8 protein-coding genes are annotated in these 18,270 nt (G+C 67.8%); 2 read left to right on the top strand and 6 right to left on the bottom strand.

Annotated elements, in window-relative coordinates:
* Positions 1–602 precede the first annotated feature (602 nt).
* On the bottom strand, positions 603–4,556 hold the full coding sequence (locus OHV05_RS07610) for a LamG-like jellyroll fold domain-containing protein (RefSeq protein WP_405016966.1): 3,954 nt from the start codon (positions 4,554–4,556) through the stop codon (positions 603–605).
* Positions 4,557–4,899: 343 nt separating this feature from the next.
* Here OHV05_RS07610 and OHV05_RS07605 point away from each other — a divergent pair, with 343 nt between their 5' ends.
* Both OHV05_RS07605 and OHV05_RS07600 read left to right on the top strand, forming a co-directional pair.
* Positions 4,900–12,348 (top strand): RHS repeat-associated core domain-containing protein, encoded by a 7,449-nt coding sequence (locus OHV05_RS07605; protein WP_405016965.1) that lies wholly within the window; start codon positions 4,900–4,902, stop codon positions 12,346–12,348.
* Positions 12,320–12,862 (top strand): DUF4265 domain-containing protein, encoded by a 543-nt coding sequence (locus tag OHV05_RS07600; RefSeq protein ID WP_405016964.1) that lies wholly within the window; start codon positions 12,320–12,322, stop codon positions 12,860–12,862. The genes OHV05_RS07605 and OHV05_RS07600 overlap by 29 nt, the downstream gene beginning before the upstream one ends.
* A gap of 79 nt (positions 12,863–12,941) precedes the next feature.
* Here the strand turns inward: OHV05_RS07600 and OHV05_RS07595 are convergent, their stop codons facing one another.
* From OHV05_RS07595 to OHV05_RS07575, 5 genes are all read right to left on the bottom strand, one after another.
* Entirely contained in the window at positions 12,942–14,267 is a 1,326-nt protein-coding gene (locus tag OHV05_RS07595) for a tyrosine-type recombinase/integrase (RefSeq protein ID WP_405016963.1), read from the bottom strand.
* The gene (locus OHV05_RS07590) at positions 14,267–14,476 is read right to left on the bottom strand and encodes a helix-turn-helix domain-containing protein (protein ID WP_405016962.1); all 210 of its coding nucleotides are present in this window, start codon (positions 14,474–14,476) and stop codon (positions 14,267–14,269) included. The genes OHV05_RS07595 and OHV05_RS07590 overlap by 1 nt, the downstream gene beginning before the upstream one ends.
* Positions 14,473–15,921, bottom strand: a complete 1,449-nt coding sequence (locus OHV05_RS07585) for a replication initiator (RefSeq protein WP_405016961.1) — start codon at positions 15,919–15,921, stop codon at positions 14,473–14,475. Before OHV05_RS07585 ends, OHV05_RS07590 begins: the two co-directional genes overlap by 4 nt.
* Before the next feature lie 139 nt (positions 15,922–16,060).
* Positions 16,061–16,813, bottom strand: a complete 753-nt coding sequence (locus OHV05_RS07580) for a DUF2637 domain-containing protein (RefSeq protein WP_405016960.1) — start codon at positions 16,811–16,813, stop codon at positions 16,061–16,063.
* A gap of 41 nt (positions 16,814–16,854) precedes the next feature.
* Positions 16,855–18,264, bottom strand: coding sequence for a cell division protein FtsK (locus OHV05_RS07575; protein ID WP_405016959.1), 1,410 nt, complete (start codon positions 18,262–18,264; stop codon positions 16,855–16,857).
* Between the last annotated feature and the right edge of the window lie 6 nt (positions 18,265–18,270).

Genomic DNA, 18,270 nt, shown 5'->3' with positions numbered 1-18,270 from the left:
CCACCGTACCCACTGGAGGCGGGCTTCGGTGACGCGCACCCAGGGGCCGGTGTGGCAGAGACACTGCTCGGTATGGAGGCGCCAGCGCTCGTAGGAGCGGGCGCAGCTCGGTCTGCGGTATCCGGGGAGCACCCGGTCAGCAGCAGCCCTGCGATGGCCGATCCGATAAGTGTCAGGCCCGATATTTTGCGTGTGAGCAAGACGTTCCCTCCCCAAGATCGTCGTCAGCTTAGAGCATCATGCGCGTGCAGAGGAGGCGATGCGCTGACGATCTTGATGGGCGTGGGCCTGGACGATTCTGCTCAGTCGTGGCGTCCTGGCCGACTCCCTCCTGCACGGCTCCGTGCGGCTCGCGAGATTGTCGACGGGCATGAGTGCGCCGGGGGTGAAATCGCCACTTTCGCACGCCACGAATTGCTTGTTTGGCCTTGCTCGGGTGATCGCTCAGCCAGCGCTCGGCAACGGCGTGGTCCCCGTCCGAGCCCGGGCCGGAGGGGCAGTTGCCGACAGCTGCCCCTTACGGCGGCTCGGCCATGGCCGCCCCGACCCACTCACCGGCGGGCCTGCCCCGGAGTGGGTGCAGGCCCGCGGGTGGGTGGGTGTCAGCTGTTGTAGAGGTTGGTGACCTGTGCGCTGGTGAGGGGGTAGGGGTAGGTGCGGATGTCACTGGTGGCGCCAGCTGTCACGTTGCTGACGGGGTGGTTGGTCGCGGCGTCGGCGCCGATGGTGACGGGGCCGGTGGCGTTCCAGGGGGTGGGGTTGGTGTCGGAGCCGGCGTACTGGCCGTTGACGTAGAGCGTCATGGCTTTGGTGTCGGCGTCGAAGGCGGCCACCAGGTGGGTCCAGGTGTTCAGCTGGGGCGGGGTGGCGGCACTGGCGTGGTGGTAGATGCCGGTCCCGTAGTCATCCGCGCCAGGGGTGACGAAGGACCAGGCGTTGTAGGCCTTGGAGTACTGGAGGTAGTAGGCGCCGCGGTCCTTGCCGTTCTGGGTGACGAAGGTTTCGTAGTTGTCAGTGTTGGCGAGTTTGACCCAGGCGGAGACGGAGTAACTCCTGCTGGTGTCGACCGCGGACTTCTCGGTCTTGTAGTAGGTGCCGTTGAGGTTGGCGGCTCCGTTGGCGGTGTTCTTGTGGTCGGTGGTCCAGCTGAGCGAGCCGACACCGGTTGCCTTGTTGATGCCGGCACTGTCGGATGCCTGGGAACCGACGGTGCTTGCGCTGCTGAGAAGCCATTGGTCGGCGCCGTTTTGGGTGGTCAGGACGGTGGTGGGGCCGGGGAGCCACTGCCAGGTGGGGGCGGTGGTGGTGCCGGTGCGCTTGCCGGTCCAGATCTGGATGTCGCCGGCGGAGGTGATGGCCCACAGGGTGGAGGATCCGCTGCCGGTGAGGTCGCCGTCGGAGCCGATGCGGGGCCAGGTGTCGTAGTCGACGGCGCCGGTCTTGACGCTGGTGGCGATTCCTGTGATGACGGGGTAGCTGATACCGCCGCCGAAGGGGTCGCTGACAGTGTCGGTGCCGAGGGTGAAGGTGTAGGCCCAGAGTTCCTGGGTGGCGCGGTTGCGGGCCCAGATGCCGGGGTGTCCTTGTCCGGCCCAGTCACCTGCGGGGATCAGGTCGACGTTCTTCCACCCGGTTGGGGAGATCTTGATGGGATTGCCCAAAGTGCGGTCGCCGATGCTGGGGTAGTACCAGAGGGCGCCGTCTCCGGCGGGGTTGGTCTCGACGGTGAGCAGGCCCGTGCGGTTCTCGAACTGCTTGCTGGCGTTGAGGTCGGTGGTCGAAGGGTCCCCGAGGGCGGCGATGCTGGCGGTCGTGGACCAGTCGGTGGCGAAGTAACCTGCACAGTCCCTGCTCGCGCCGGTCACGGTGCACGCGCTCGGCTTGCCCAGGGATATCGAGCTGTCGAGGAAGCCGGTGACGCCGGCGTTCCCGGGGTTCTGGTAGACGTTCAGGGCAGCTTCGCCGTCCTTGTGGACGACGACCTCGTCAACGCTCTTGCCGCCCTGCAGGCTGCCGCGGTGGGTGATCCGGTAGTCGGTATCCCACGCGGCGCCGTTGGGTGCACTGGTGTCTCTGGAGGCGATGCCGCTGGGGGTGCTGGTGGCGTTGGGGTTGCCGGGGACGGTGTAGGCGCGAAGGCTCCCCTGTGAGTCGGCGGCGAGGATGTCGGGAGTGCTGTCGCCGGTGACGTCACCGAACACGGGCGCGGGCCCGTTGGGGTTCCAGGGGACGTAGAAGGCGTACTGGCCAGCGGGGGAGAGGTTGCCAGCCTTGTCCTGGGCCTGGACGTAGAGGATGTTGGTGCCCCAGCGAGTGGGGGTGACCGGGATCTGGCTGGTGGGCATGGCGGTGCCGCACTGCCATGCCGCGCCCGTGAGTTGGGGGTCGAAGCTCCAGCGCAGGCAGGCCAGGCCGGAGGCACCGAGTCCGCTGGGGTTGGGGTCGGTGGTGCCGGTGATGGGGATGGTGCCCGTCTTGCCGACGGCGAGTTTGGTGACCTGGCCGTTGCCGGACGGGGGGAACTGGGTGTTGAGGTCGGTCACCGTTGCCGGGAACTTCACCTGCGGGGGTGTCAGGTCGGCTTTGAAGTGGCAGGTCGCCGTGGAGGGTGACCAGTCGACCAGTTGGTCGCCCGCGAAGATGCTGAAGCCGTAGGCGTGGCCGTCCTGGATCGCACCGGCTTTGACCTTCCAGGACGCGGTGGTGCCACTGCCCACCAGGGCTGACCAGCCTCCGTCGACGTCGGGTGCACCGGGGAGGTTGTAGTCCCAGATGTGGGTCCAGGAGTAGAGCTGGGCCTGGACGGGGCTGGTGACGGTGGCGTCCAGGGAGACGGCGCCGGCCTGTTGGGAGCCTGCGCCTTCCCAGGCCCATGCGTTGGAGTCGTTTGTGTCGCAGGCTTGGTAGGCGCTGGTCGAGTTGACGATGCGGGGCGCGGGTGAGGCGCCGGGGTTGGTGGGCTGGTAGGGGATGCGGTCGTACTCGATGTAGAGCGACGGCTGGTAGGTGAAGCGCTTGAAGGCGTTCTGGTTGCTCTCGTTGCCGTAGAGGCCGAAGGTGAGCTGGCCGTTGTTGACGTACGTCTGGAGCGTGCCGGTGACGTCGTACTGGAAAGGCACGTTGTCGTGGCAGGTGCCGTGGCCGGACCCGCCGATCGTCCGCTGGCCCAGTGAGCCGCCGATCTTGCCGGGCTGGTTGCCCCACCTGGTGCCGCTGTCGATGGCGCCGGTGTGGAACAGGTCCAGGGGGTAGGTGTTGGTGCAGGACCAGTCTGCGGAGACGTACTCCTCAAGGTTCATCGTCGCGTAGTGGACGACTGCGCCCCTGAGCGGGTTGATGTCGTACTGGTAGAACGTGCGGTACGTGTCGGCGGGGCTGCAGCTGCCGCCGGCCGCGTAGTAGCCGCAGATGCCCACGCCTGGGTGGTCCTGGTCGTTGCTGCCGGTGCGCTGCCAGTTGTTGGCGTCGGGGTGCGCGGACTGGACCCAGGTCCAGGCATTCGCCGAGGGCCCCCACGGGAGCCAGGCGGGGTCGATGAAGTACGGGGCCGTGCCGTTCGCGAGCAGGTTTTGCGAGGGGGTGAGGCTGACGCCGGCCGCGTCCGTGGTGACGGCCATCGCGGCGGTCTTCGAGTTCGCGCCGGGACCGTCGGCGGTGCTGACCGTTGCCGCCTTCGGGGTGCCGTCATTGCCGCCGGTGTCGGATGTGGCTTGGGTCTGGGCGGGCGCCTGCAAGGCCGAGGCGCTGTTCTTCGCGGCTGGCGCATCGGGGTTGGCAGCGGTGGTGCTGTCCCACATCTGCGGGGCCGGGGCCGTCCAGCGCGGTTTCCCGTCGGAAGCGGCGGCGGTGAGGTTGCCTGCCTGGTCGGTGCTGATGGTGACGCCGTCCACGGTGGTTCCGAACCGGAGGGTCTTCAGCTGGGGGCTGGACGCGGCGGCCTGTGTCTTGACCACGAACACGGTGGTCAGGCCGCCGAGCTTGGTGGCGGTGACCTTGAGGTCCACGTCCGGCACGACGTTCGCGTACACCAGGCCGTCGCCATCGGCGTCCACCGTCGGGGCGGGCAAGCGGAACGGGGCCGCCAGGGAGAGCTTCTTGCCGTCCGCGCTGGCCATCGTCGCCAGCGGCCCGTCGCCGCCCTTCGACATCGTCAGACCCGAGACGGAGGACTTAGGCGAGTACGTACCGTCCGCATTCGCCGCCAGCGTCGCATCGAGCGTTGTCCAGCCCGTTTCGCGGCGAATGCGCTGTTGGTCGGGATGTGAGGTGACCGCCAGATGTCCTCCTGGGGTGGCGGCTGTTTCGGTGTACTCACTCGTCATCGAATCGATCACGACGTTCTTGCCCGTACTCTTCGCCTTCGCGAACGCCCGGTCGGCCTCCGTCTCGGGCCGCTGCTTGGCACGCTCGGAGTCCAATGCCGCGATCTCGCTGGACGACGGTGTCACGGCCGGGCCTGCGGCGAACGCGATCGGGCTGGTCAGGCTGAGGGCGGTGGCGAAGGCCCCGCCGACCGCCCACAGGCGTTGAGCGGCTGGGCCGCGGCGTCTGGTCACAGTGGGAACTCCGATGCTGAGGAACCCTCCGAGTGCGTGCGCACAGAGGTCGACAGCACGCTCGCCCATATCAGTCGATCTCCACAATCCAAATAGCCGCCAATTGGTCCGCTTTACGGTACTGATCCCCGATATGTTGGCAGTGTGACATGGATCACCGAGGGTAATGGAATCAAACGCCCGGCAGGCATAGGCGAGTCATTGGTAGGCTCTTGCAGCCATTCTCATGATCGCTTATTCGAGATTCGATCCCTGAGGGGTATTCCCTGTGTCATCAAAATCCGTTTTGGGTCGCCAGCAATTCATGCTAAGGCGGCGAGGTGGATATCTTTCCCTCGCCGCCGTGGCCGGTGTTCTCGTGTCGCTGCTCGCGCCGGTGTCGGTGGCCGTCGCGGCCGGACCGGACTATTCACGCAAATGGTCGCCGTCGAACACGGCACTTCCGACTACCACCTCTGTCCGGGGCAAGAACGTCGACAACACCCCGGTCACGGCTCCTAGCCACCCGGTGCCGCCCACCTGGCAGCCGCCCAAGACCACACGACCGGCCCCCCAGGGCCACGCCGACGTTCACCTCGGAACGGTTGCCGCCGCCACACAGGGCCGCAGCGCGGGGCAGAGCCCACAGGCAGGCCCTGAAGCCGGCGCCACCGGCCTACCCCTGTCCCTTGCTCCGCTCGCCGGATCCTCCGTCGTCGACCAGGTGGTGAAGGTCGACCTGGTGGACCCAAGGGCCGCGACCGCTGCGGGCATACCCGGGCCGGTCCTCAAGTTCTCCCGTGACGGCAGCCACGCGGCAGGCCAGGTTCGCCTCTCCCTCGACACCGGCACTCTCGCCGAGAGCTATGGCGCGAACTGGGCCGCACGCGCCCAACTCGTGAGTCTGCCGGCCTGCTCCCTCACCACCCCCGACATCGCTGGTTGCCTCCAGCAGGCCCCGGTGCCGTCCCACTACGACGCTGCCGCCAAGAAGCTCGTCGCCGATGTGACGCTGCCAGGCGACGACGGCACGGCCACGACCCGGATCCAATCCCTGAACGCCGCGCCGGCCGCGGCACCCGCTTCCGCGCAGCCTGTGGTGCTCGCGGCGGTGGCCGGTTCCACCAGTGGTGCCGGTACCTACTCCGCGACCCCGCTGAACATCTCCCAGGCCTGGTCAGCGGGTTCATCCTCCGGTGCTTTCACGTACTCCTCGCCGATCCAGGTGCCCCCTTCCTTCGGAAGCCAGGCGCCTGCTGTCGCGTTGTCCTACGACTCGTCGTCGGTGGACGGCAAGACATCCTCGACGAACGCGCAAGCGTCATGGATCGGTGACGGCTGGGACTACAACCCCGGCTTCATCGAGCGCAGATACCAGCCCTGCTCGAAGGACGGCATCACCGGTTCCGGTGACCAGTGCTGGGCCGGCGCGAACCTGACCCTCGCCCTCACCGGCCACTCCGGCGAGCTTGTTCCCGACGATGCCTCCTGCCAGGCAGGAGCGGCCGCCACGATGGAGCAGTCCGCGTGCACATGGCGGATCAAGGGTGACGACGGCAGCAAGGTCCAGTTCCTCACCGGTGCCACCAACGGGACCTGGAACGGCTCCTACATCAAGGTCACCGAGACGGCCGGCACTGTCCTCTACTTCGGCCTGGCCCACCTGCCCGACGCCTCGGGCAACCCGTCCACCAAGGGCCCAGATTCGGGTTCTGCCTGGACCGTGCCGGTGTACTCACCCAACAGTGGTGACCCGTGCTACGACCCGGCCAAGGGCAAGGCGTCCTGGTGCCAGAGCGCCTGGCGCTGGAACCTCGACTACGTCGTCGACCCGCACGGCAACCTCACCACCTACACCTACACCCCCGAGGCGAACTTCTACGCCCGGGGCGGCGGCCAGAACAGCGGCACCGGAGCCAACAGCTCCTACACCCGCGGCGGCGTCCTCGCCTCCATCGGCTACGGCCAGCTCCTGAGCGACCAGATCACCGCGAACGGTACCTACAACCCGGCCGCAAAGATCGACTTCGTCAGCGACGAGCGCTGCGTCACCTCGGTCGCCGCCTGCAACCCGGCCAACCGCACCCAGGCCAACGCCGGCAACTGGCCCGACGTCCCCATCGACCAGCAGTGTGGACAGAGCGGCACCTGCACCAACTACGGGCCCACGTACTGGACCTCGAAGTGGCTGGCCTCCATCACCACCAAGGTCCGCAACAACGGCGCCTACCAGGACGTCGACGCTTACGCGCTCACCCATCGGTTCGTCAACGTCGTCAACACCACCGAATCCACCCAGGTTCCCTGGCTCGCCTCAGTGCAGCGCACAGGCAAGGACAAGCAGGCCTCCGATAGCCCTGCCCCCCTGCCACCGGTCTCCTTCACCGAGATGCTGCTGCGCAACCGGGTCGACGGCACCAACCTGGTGCCCTCCCGGCCCGACTACAACCGGCCCCGGATCCAGCTGATCACCACCGAGACCGGCAGCACCATCGGCGTCGACTACTACCCCGCCGACTGCTCCCGCGTCAGCAACACCATGCCGGCCTCGGCAGACAGCAACACCCGGTCCTGTTACAACGTCAAGTGGCACGTCCCGAACGAGCAATCCGGCGCCGACCCGGTCGACGACTGGTTCCTGCGCTACCCCGTCAAGACCGTCACCCTGAACCCGAACACCCCGGGCGCGACGGCCATGACCACGGCGTACTCGTACGGCAACGCCGCCTGGCACCGCAACGACTCCCCATTCACCGACACCAAGGACCGCACCTGGGACGACTTCCGCGGCTATGCCAACGTCACCACCACTGCCGGCAGCGGCAGTGACGGCCCCAAGTCACAGAAGAGCGTCACCTACCACCAGGGCATGGACGGCGACATCACCGCCAGCGGTGCGGCACGCATCGCGAAGGTCGCCGGGCCGATGAGTGCTCAGGTCACCGACTCCGACTGGCTCAACGGCCAGGCCCTGGAGACGGACACCTACGACAAGGCCGGCGGCACCATCACCGCCTACGCCGTCAGCACCAGCTCCGGGCCAGTCCCCACGGCAACCCACAGCCGCACCGGCCTGCCTGCCCTGCTCGCGCGCTACGGTTCCACGAGCTCGGTGTCCACGGCGAAGTCGCTCAAGGCCGACGGCTCATGGCGCACGACCACCAAGACCGCGACAACTGACCCGGCGCACAACAACCGGCCGCTGACCGCGCTCTCCAGCGCCGATGCGCTCCCCGACATCTGCCAGCGCACGACCTACGCCGCCGGACCCGACTCCCAGGTATCCGCTCTCGTCGCCGAACAGGTAAGTGTCAGCGGTGCGAATGCCTGCACTGCAGATCTGACCGAACAGAACACCTCGTCATGGACCCGCGCCTACTACGACGGCAAGCCGCTGAACCAGGCCGGGACCAAAACAGAGCCCACGTCGCGGGAGAGCCTCGATCGGTTCAACGGAACCACCCCCGTATTCACGGTCGACTCCACCTTCGGATACGACACATACGGGCGCGTCCTCACCATCACCGACCCCAAGGTGACCGACAACGCTCACAGCAGCGGGGCCGTGGTGACCACCAGCTACTCCGCGCCCCAACCGGGTGAACTGCCCACAAGCGTCACCGTGAATTACCCGGCACCAGCGGGAGCGAGCGACCAGGCGACAGGTCGGAGCACAGTCACCGCCCTCAACAGTGCCCGGTCGCTGCCCAAGTCGAACACCGACTCCAACAACCGCGTCACAACCCTCTCCTACGACGCCCTGGGCCGCACCACCGGCGTGTGGCTGCCCGGCCGCGCAACCGGCCTCTCCCCCAACACCGCCTACACCTACGCCGTCCCAGGTGTCGTGGCCGGCAAGGTGGTTCCGCCGAGTACGACAACGACGGCCCTGGTGGGCGTGGGCTCTGGTACCACTTACAGCTCGGTGAGCTCGACCCAGATCATGGACGGCCTCGGCCGGGTCATCCAGACCCAGTCCGCTCCGGCGGTCCGGGCCTACAACACCGGCCGGATCCTCGCCGACACCGCCTACGACTCCCTCGGCCGCGTCATCCGCTCCAACGGCAACTGGTACAACGACGCCGCGCCCCCGGGCACGACGCTCTACCAGACGACAACCGCCGAGGCCCCCAACCATACCCACACCGTCTACGACGGCCTCGGACGGCCCACCACCACCGAATTCGTGGCCTACGGGGTGGTCCAGAGCACGACGACGACCGCCTACCCCGGCGTGGACCGCACCGACGTCTCCCCGCCGACCGGATCGACACCCACATCCACGGTCACCGACGCCCGCGGCCTCACCACTGCGCTGTGGCAGTACAAGACGGCCACCGCCACCGGTAACCCCGGCGACGCCGACGTCACCACCTACACCTACGACCTTGCGGGTAAGCCGGCCACCCGCAAGGACGCGGCCGCCAACACCTGGTCCTACGCCTACGACGTACGGGGCCGGCAGACCTCGGCCACCGACCCCGACACCGGAACCAGCACCATCCGCTACGACGGCGCGGGCCGGGTCGCCTCGACCACCGACGCCCGCGGCCGCAGCATCACCTCCACCTACGACCTGCTCGGCCGTACCACCGCCACCTACGACGGCCTGGCAGCCGACGCCGCCAAGCAACTGACCGCACGCACCTACGACACCGTCCTCAAGGGACAGCCCTCCTCCTCCACCCGGTACGTAGGCGGAACAGCCGGGGCGGCCTACACCAGTGCCGTCCTCGCCTACGACACGGCGTACCACCCCACGAAGACGACGCTGACGATCCCGGGTTCGGAGATCGGCTCCAGCACGCCGTTCACCTACACCTACCAGGCGGGCTACGAGCCGGTCACCGGCCTGCTGACGCTCGACAACCGCTCGGCCGTGGGCAACATTGCCGCCGAGACGGTGAACTACAACTACGAGACCTGGGGCCTCCTGAAGTCGTTCGGGGCCTTTGGCGGCTCCACCTACGACCTGTCGAACGACTACGACGCCTACGGCAGGCCGGTCCGCACCACGGTCAACCCGTGGGGCACCCAGATCGTCGTCACCAACTCCTACGACGAGTCCACCGGACGGCCCCTGTCCCAGTTCGTCGACAAGCAGACCGCCGGGACCGGCGCCGTCCAGCAGACGACCTACGCCTACGACGCCTCAGGCCGCATCACGGCCCTGCGCAACATCCCCGACAACGACCCTTCCAAGACCGACCTGCAGTGCTTCAGCTATGACCACCTCAGCCGCCTGACCACTGCCTGGTCCGACACCGGCCAGCTCACCATGGCCCCGCAGCCGGCCGTCGGCGGACGAGGCGCCTGCGCCAACACCACCCCCACCAGCGGCGCCGTCGCACCAGCGACCAATACCGTCGGCGGCGGAGCACCGTACTGGCAGGACTACACCTACGACCTCACCGGCAACCGCAAGACCCTCACCCAGCACAACCCGACCGGCGGCAACGCCCAGGACGCCCTCACGACCCAGACGTTCACCGCCCCCGGCACCGTCAACAACGGCAACGGCAGCGGCGGACCGCACGCACTCACCACCCAGACAACCGTCGTCAATGGCAACACCACCGCCTACGCCACCAACACCTACGACCAGGCGGGGAACACCACCGCCCAGTACACCTACGCGGCCGGCACCACCGACCTGAACTGGAACACCGAGGGCAAACTCGACACCTACCGCCCGCCCGTCCAAATCCAGGGCATCGGTGGCAAGTGCCTCGCTCTGCAGGGCGGCAGCAGCGCCAACAACACCCCGGCAGAGATCACGAACTGTGACGCGACCAGCGCCCAGAAGTTCGCCACCGGCGGCAACAAGCTCAAGGTCTACGGCTCCTGCCTGACCGCCATGGGCACCACCGCCGGCTCCGCGATCCAGCTGCAGACCTGCAACGGCACCACCGCACAGACCTGGACGACGCGCACCGACGGCAGCATCGCCAACCCGACTGCCAACCTGTGCCTTGCTGTCCCCGGCAACGTCACCACCAACGGAACCGACGTAACCCTGGCAGCCTGCGGGACACCAGTCCCCACAGGCCAGAAGTGGACCGTCCCCGACCAGTCCACCACCTACGTCTACGACGCCGACGGCAACCAGCTCATCCGACACAACCCCGGCAAGACCACCATCACCCTCGGCGGCGACGAACTCACCTACGACACCACCACCAACCCCGCAACCACCACCGGCACCCGCTACTACCAGATGCCCGGCGGCCTCACCCTGGTCCGCCAAGGCACCACCGCCACCTGGCAGATCAACGACCACCACGGCACCGGAAACCTCGCCCTCGACGCCACCACCCTCACCGAAACCCGCCGCCCCACCGACCCGTTCGGCAACCCCCGCGGTGCTCAGCCCACCGGATGGGCCGGCACCCACGGCTACGTCGGCGGAACCAAGGACGACGCCACCGGCCTCACCAACCTCGGCGCCCGCCAATACCAACCCACCACCGGCCGCTTCATCAACCCCGACCCCATCCTCAATCCAGCCGACCCCCAACAATGGAACGGCTACGCCTACAGCAACAACAACCCCATCAACCTCAGCGACCCCAGCGGCCTGCTCCTCAACTGCGGCGGTGACCGAGCCGACTGCCCCACCGACGGACACGCCGGCGGCGACGCCCCGGGCGGCAGCACCGACAGCGGCGGAAGCATCGACGACACCGACGGCACCACCACCGTGGTACCGGGAGTCGAAGTCGACAACAACTGGAGCGGAAAGTACGAGTTCGTTGACCGCTTCTACAAGGACTGGGCACGCTGGGAGCGCAGCCCCCACGCCTGGGACTTCACGGTCGGCCCCGAACACACCAAGGCGGCAACCGCAGCACTACTGACCCTGAAGGTCTTCAACCTGTGCATGGAACTGCACTGCCCCAAGGATATGTTCAGTGTCTTCGGGGCCATATCAGCCGGAAGCTACTTCGCCGGCGACAACGACCTCAGAGCCACGCTCAACAGTCTCGTCCCGCACAAACTCTCCACCGCATCAAAGCAACACTCACTCGGCGCCGCGTGCAAAAATAGCTTCCCGCCGGGAACCCTCGTCCTCAAATCCGACGGATCAACAATACCAATCGAGGAGCTGACGGTCGGTGACGAAGTCCTCGCCACCGACCCCGATACCCACTCAACCCAGGGCGAAACCGTCACCGCCACCATCCTTACTCCGGATGACCAGGATTTCACCGACCTGACGCTGGCAGTAACAGACGAGCACCAGAGCGCCGCAGAATCCTTCTCGACGATCACCTCCACCCAGCACCACCCCTATTGGGAGGTCACCAAGAAGCACTGGACCGATGCTGTTGACCTGAACCCCGGCGACGAAGTGCTCGCAGCTGATGGCACTACCGTCAAAATCATCGACACCCGTAGCTATCGAACGGGCCCGCGAACTGCCTACAACCTGACCGTCGAGCACCTTCACACGTACTATGTCCTCGCAGGCGCTACGCCGGTCCTCGTGCATAACTGCGAGAGAGCTGGTTTGGACTTCACTGATGCTGAGAGGCAGAAGGTTTACGACGCCAATGCTGCGAAGAATGGCGGCGAGTATCGGTGTGACTACTGTGGGCAGAAGGTGGAGCGGCGTGCGTCGCGAGACGCCGATGGAAATCCCGTCAAGGGGCTGCCCGACGATGCCCAGATCGATCACATCGAGCCGAGGGCCAGTGGCGGGCACGGTGGCGACCACAATGGAGCCGTGGCCTGCCGCCGATGCAACAGGGACAAGTCCACGAAGACTTTGGAGGATTGGGACGATGAGCTCAGAGAATTCCTTGAACCCTAGCGATGGCGAGTCGGCTCCGGAAAGTAAGCCTGCGAGACTGTACAAGGTAGCCTTCGACCTCTCCGACGAGACTGCCGATTGGGCCCGTGCCTCTGCAGAGCGGCTCTGGACTGCGAAGACTTCCGTGCAGATGGAGGTTCAGGTTCGGAACACCCCTTTCTATGTGAAGGGGGTCGCCTATGGGGACACTGTGCGGGTCAGGGCTGATCATGAGCGCAGAGAGTTCGTTTTCGAGAATTTCGTGACAGAGTCGGGGCATTCAACAGTTCGCATAATCATCAAGGATGACGTCGCAGTGGGCATGGTTGACACAATGCTCCGCAGTTTTGAGTGCTCCTGGGAGATTGATGCGACGGGGTATTTGTGGGCAATTGACGTTCCGCCAAATGTTGATTACGCATCCATGAGATCTGCTCTCCTTGGCATTGCCAGCGAAGGGAGAATCGGTATCGAAGAGGGTGCGATTTCTAGGGCTCATCGCGATGGGCTTGGATTGCCAGAGTCCGATCGTTAATCGGGTTCGCCAGGAGCCCCGCCGGATTTCGTTCCGGCGGGGCTCCTGGGTGTCTTGACGGCAGTAGTTGACGGCAACGTCAGCGGACGGGTGCTGCACAAAGTGGCGGTTCGTCGCCGTCATCGGGACGGGTGGGCTCGGTGGGGGTGCGGAGGACGCGCCCGAGGAGATCGATGGCGTCGCGCTGGAGGCGGAGCCGGACGTGGGCGTACACGGTCGCGGTCACGCCGATGTGGGCATGGCCCAACAGCTCCTTAATGACGATGAGTTCGACGCCCTGCTCCAGGAGAAGCGTCGCGGTCGAGTGTCGGAGGTCGTGGAAGCGGATCTGACGGAGTTCTGCTCGGCGGAGTAGTGCCTTGAAGTGTCGGGTGAGGGTGGCGGGTTCGATTGGGTGACCGTCGGGCCGGGTGAACACTTGACCGCCCTCCTTCCAGCCTCCGCCGGCCTTCTCCCGCTCCTGAGCCTGCTGGTCTCGGTGGGTGCGAAGTGAGCGCAGGCAGGGAGTGGGCAGAGCGATACGGCGTTCGGAGCTGGTGGTCTTGGTGGGGAGGGTGGTGAGGCCGCCGGTGCGGGTGCGCTGGAGGGTGCGGCGGACGCTCGCGGTGCCGCCCGTCAGATCGAGGTCTTCCCAGCGCAGGCCGAGGAGTTCGCCCTTGCGGAGCCCGGTGCGGAGGGCAAGTTCGAACAGAGCGTGCAGGCGGTGACCCTGTGCGGCAGAGAGGAAGACCCGGGCTTCGTCGGCGGTGAGGGGTTCGAACCGGCGGGGCCGGGGTGTGCCGGTGCGGACGTTTCGGGCGACGTTGCGCGGGATCTCCTCCTCACGGACAGCGTGCTCCAGGGCGGACTTGAGGACGGAGTGGATGTAGGCGAGCGTCAGCGGGGAAAGGTGCTTGCGGCAGCACTTGCCGATGGCGCAGCAGCGGGGGCGGCGGTCGGCCTGCGCGTCTGGCTTGCGGGCGGCGTCGATGCCCCGCGCGCAGCACTGGCAGACGGCGCGGAGCTCGTTCAGCCAGGTGCGGACGTCCTTCGCGGCGAGCTTGGCGAGCTTCTTCTTGCCGAGGCCGGGGATGAGGTACTGGTTGGCGCAGGCGGTGTAGCGGGTGTGGGTGTTTTCGCGGAGGTAGTGGATGGCGACGTTGTCCAGCCAGTACGTCAGGTAGGCGGCCAGGCTGCCCTGTGCGGTGGGTACGGGGACGCCGCGGTTGCTGGTGGCGATCTTCTCAGTGAGCTTGGCGAGGGCTTCCTTGCGGGTGATGCCGTAGACGCGGACGCGCTTGCGGGTGCCGCCGGGTGCGAGGACGTAGCCGGCGGCTTCCCAGCGGCCGTCCTTGCGCTGGTAGACGGTGCCGTCGCCGTTCGCCCGGGTGCGGCGGGAGGCGGGGGTGTCGCGGGGTGTGGTCATCAGGCGGCGTCCTGTTCGAGTCGGGTGCGGATGAAGTCGGTCAGCGCGCGGGTGGGGATGCGGCGGGCGCGGCCGAGGGTGATGGAGGCGAGTTGCCGGGAGCGGAGCAGGTCGTAGACGGCGGAGCGGCCGAGCTGGAGGCGGGCCATGACCTGGGGGACCGTCAGCAGGTCTTCGCTCATGCCCGGTCCGTGGAGCAGAGCGGTCATGAAGGGCCGCCTTCTGCGGTGAACTGCCGTGCCAGTTCTTTGCGGTGCCAGACGGCGGCGGCGAGGAGTTCGGCGCCGGGGCTGTAGCCGGATCCGTGGTAGGCCCAGTGGCCGATGACGAGGGTCGTGCTCGGGTCGAGGTCGGGCAGGCCAGCATGTGCGCGGGCCTGCTCGGTGCGCCAGGCGCGGCGGGTGTCGCGCAGCGTGCCGAGGGTGACGGAGTAGCAGCGGGACTTGGTGGAGAAGTGGCCCCGGAAGCCGAGCATGTGCGCCCACTTCCAGAGCTTGAGGTCGGCGAACTCCGGGCGCTTGCCCAGTTCCCAGCAGGTGCGGATCATCTGCCGCACGTGGCGTTCGACGGCGAGGCGGGGCAGCGGCCGGGCCTGTCCGGTGCCGCCGCAGGCGGTGCACTGGAGCGGGGTTCCGTGTGCGGTCAGGGTCATGCCGCGTCCCTGGCAGGGGCGGCAGAACAGGGCGCGGTCGAGAGCGCCGGATGAGTCGGCGGACTTGGTGGCGTACTTGGCCACGTAGGCGGCGACCGCGTGATCGGTGAGCTCGGTGTCGGTGCCGAAGGCGGCGATCTCGCGCACGTCGAGCTGTTCGCCCCAGGTGAGTTCGCGTTCCCCGACTGCGTCCGAGACGACGCTGATCGAGATGCGGGAGGTGGCGGCCCGGATGGCGTCGGCGAGCAGGGTCACGGTGGCGGACGGTGGCGGGGGCTGGGTGCTGCCGTCCGGGCCGTCGAGGCGGATGACGGCGTGGAAGTGGACCAGGCCGCGCTTCTGGTACTCGGCGACCTTGGCGAAGGAGACGCGTAGCACCGCGCGGGCGGCTTTCTGGGTCAGGCCGAGCCTGGCGGCGATCTCGCGGCGCAGGTAGATCGTGAAGCGCGCCCACAAGGCTCCGGCGTGCGCGTTGAACAGCACCGCGCCCGGGTAGTCGTAGGTCTTCGGGTCCAGCGGGGTGCCGAGCAGCGCGTCCGTGGGTTCGTGGAGCTTGCCGCAGCGGCAGGGCCGGAGGGCGCCGGCCGTGTCGGTGGGGCGGTTGTGGACGGGGCCGAAGGAGGGCGCGGTGAGCGTGGCGAACACGCGGGGGTGGGTGCGGACGGTGTCCGGCACGTTCTTGCCGCCGGTCAATCCGGCGCGGATCAGTTGGAAGGTGTCGGCGGCGTAGACGCGGGAGCAGGCCGGGCAACGCGAGGCGCGGCGGTTGCCGCATGCCGTCAGCAGGCTGCCCGTGGGCTCGTCGGCCGTGGTGTAGGAGCGCAGTACTTCACCGGTTGCCGTGTCGATGGTGGTGGTCTGGCCGAGCAGGCGCACGGGCTGCGTGCAGCCGCCGAGGCGGTCGATCTGCTGGTGTGCGCGGTCGAAGTCGGGCAGGTTGACCAGGTGGATCAGGTCCCGCACGGCGGGGCTTGCCACGTGGCGCAGGTCCAGGGCGAACATGTCGGGGCGTGTCCCTTCTGTCGGGTGAGGTGGCCCCGAGCAGCAACCAGCCAGTCAGGAAGGCGCGTTGGTGCTGCTCGGGGCATGGGAAGCCGAGCCCGGTCGGGCGGGGTCGGTCAGGGGGGAAGGGCCGGCGGGCTCAGGCGGAGAGCTGAGCGTGTGCGGCGGTGGCCAGCGGCAGCGTGACGCCCAGGCGGGCCTTCAGCTGACCGGGCGTGATGTGCTCGCCCTGTTCGGCGTGGTGCGTCTCGGCGATACGCCGGGCAGCGATCAGCAGGGCCTCAGGAACGGCCGGGGGCGCGGCGGACGCGGTCCGCCTGGCCGGCACGGGAGCAGGCTCAGGCTCAGCGGCGAGGATCACAGCCGGGGCAGGCGCCGGCCCGGAGGGCGGTACGCGGACGGGCTCCGGTCTGGGGTCGAGCGATGCGAGCGGGTCTGGCAGGTGTTCCACGTCCGGAACCGGGATCGGGGTCTCCGCCGGGGTCGGGGCGCTCAGGGCGTGGAAGTGGCGGAGGAATTGCGGGCCGACCTGGCCCCAGCCGAGCAGCAGCAGCGGGGCGACCGCATCGACGGCGGCGCGGCCGTAGTGTCCGGCTGCCAGGGGTTCGGCGACGTTCAGGGCCAGGGTCAGCAGGCCGCAAAGGTGCATCAGGCGGGTTGCGGCCGTCAGTTCCTCCTGCGGGACGCCGCGCAGGGACAGCGAGCGCAGGCCGACGAGGAGTCCGATCACGGACAGGTCAACCATGGGGGCGATCAGCGGCGCGACCGGGTGGGGCACCCCCAGGCGCAGGGCCAGTGCCCAGACGTTGCCGAAGGAGAAGACGAACGCCAGCAGGGCGATGACCGCCATGACCACGGTCACGGTGCGCTGTGTGAGGCGATCCTCGGTCATCAGGCCAACTCTCCTTTCTTGATGGCGAGTTACATGAGTCGTCAGGCTGCTTCGGTCATCAGGGTGTCGGCGTCGTCGTCCATGAAGGCGGGCTTCCAGTCGACCGGGCCCGGGTAGACGTCGAGGTACGCGGCCGGGTCTTCGGTCAGGTGGGCGGTGTCGTCGGCGATCCGGGCCGCGTCGGCGTCGGACACGTACGGGGTGCGCACGCGGGTGAAGCCCGGACGGCCCTGCACTCCCATGGAGGCCACCCCGACGTAGGCCGGGTCCTGGAGGTTGACCGGGTTCGCGTCCGGCCAGTTGCGGATGTCGTCCCCGAGCGCGGCCACGGAGGCTTCCGCTGTCTTCTGCGCGAAGGACAGTCCCAGCGGGCACACGTCCCGGATGAACGTCGGGATCGCGTCGCCGGTCGCTTTCTGGGTGGCCAGGATGACCATGATGCCGACGCTGCGGCCCTTCTTCACCAGGTCCTCGACCAGTCGGGCGTTCTCCGCCGACAGGGCCGCCAGCTTCTTCGTCTCGGCGTCGTTGCCCTTGTACTCGCGGAAGTAGGTGTGCGCTTCGTCGATGATCAGGATCGTCAGCGGCCAGATGCGGGAGGGCCCGACGTGCCACATGTTCTTCACGCCCAGGACGGTGCGGATGGACGAGGACCGGCCCCGCCGTAGCTTCACCATGCGCTTGAACAGCGTGTTGGCTTCCGCCAGGTCGTCACCCGCGAAGGCGAACAGGCGGGGCGTCAGATCGGCGTAGTCCCCTTCGTGAGCAGTGGAGACCTTGCCGTCCGCCACGGCGAACTGGACCGCGTCGGAGGGGGCCAGGTCGCAGATGAGCTTGTTGATCAGCGACGTCTTGCCGAAGCCGGGCAGGCCGGCCACGGTCACGCCCGGAACGTTCGCCAGGGGCAGGCTGACGTCGTCGGCGTACTCGTCCAGCCCGAGACCCCACGTGTCCAGGCTCCCCGGCACCGTTCCGGTGGGAGTGTGCTCGGTCGGCGTGATGAGCGGGTCCAGGCGCACGGCCCGGATCACCACCCGCCCGGGACCGTCCGGCAGCACGGACACCCGCGTGCAGTGCCAGGCGTCGGCGAGAAACCGCGCCGAGCGCTGGAACTCCTCCAGCCCAACCCTGGGCAGGCACTTGGCCCGCACCACCACCCCGAACCGGTCCGGCTTCACCTTGATCCGAGGCACCAGGACCCGGAGCTTGGGCACCTCGCCCTCACGGCTGACCAACTCGGCCAGAAACGTCGGCGTCTTGTCCGTCACCGACAGGCCCGCCATCTTGGCCAGCCGCTCCCACCCGAACCGGATGCGCACCCCCTGCCGGATGCTCGCCCGGGTCTCACGGTCCACCCGTAGGTACCGGACCAGGCCGACCACGGCCCACAGAGCCGCTACGGCGAGCACCGCCCCGATCAGGACCGGGGCGATCTCGTTCACGTCCTTCACTTCACG

Origin of the sequence: Kitasatospora sp. NBC_00070 (assembly GCF_045041205.1) — a bacterium.
In the GTDB taxonomy this organism is placed as follows: domain Bacteria; phylum Actinomycetota; class Actinomycetes; order Streptomycetales; family Streptomycetaceae; genus Kitasatospora.
The sequence above is the reverse complement of the archived record's forward strand: the minus strand, read 5'-3'. Positions and strand labels throughout refer to the sequence as shown.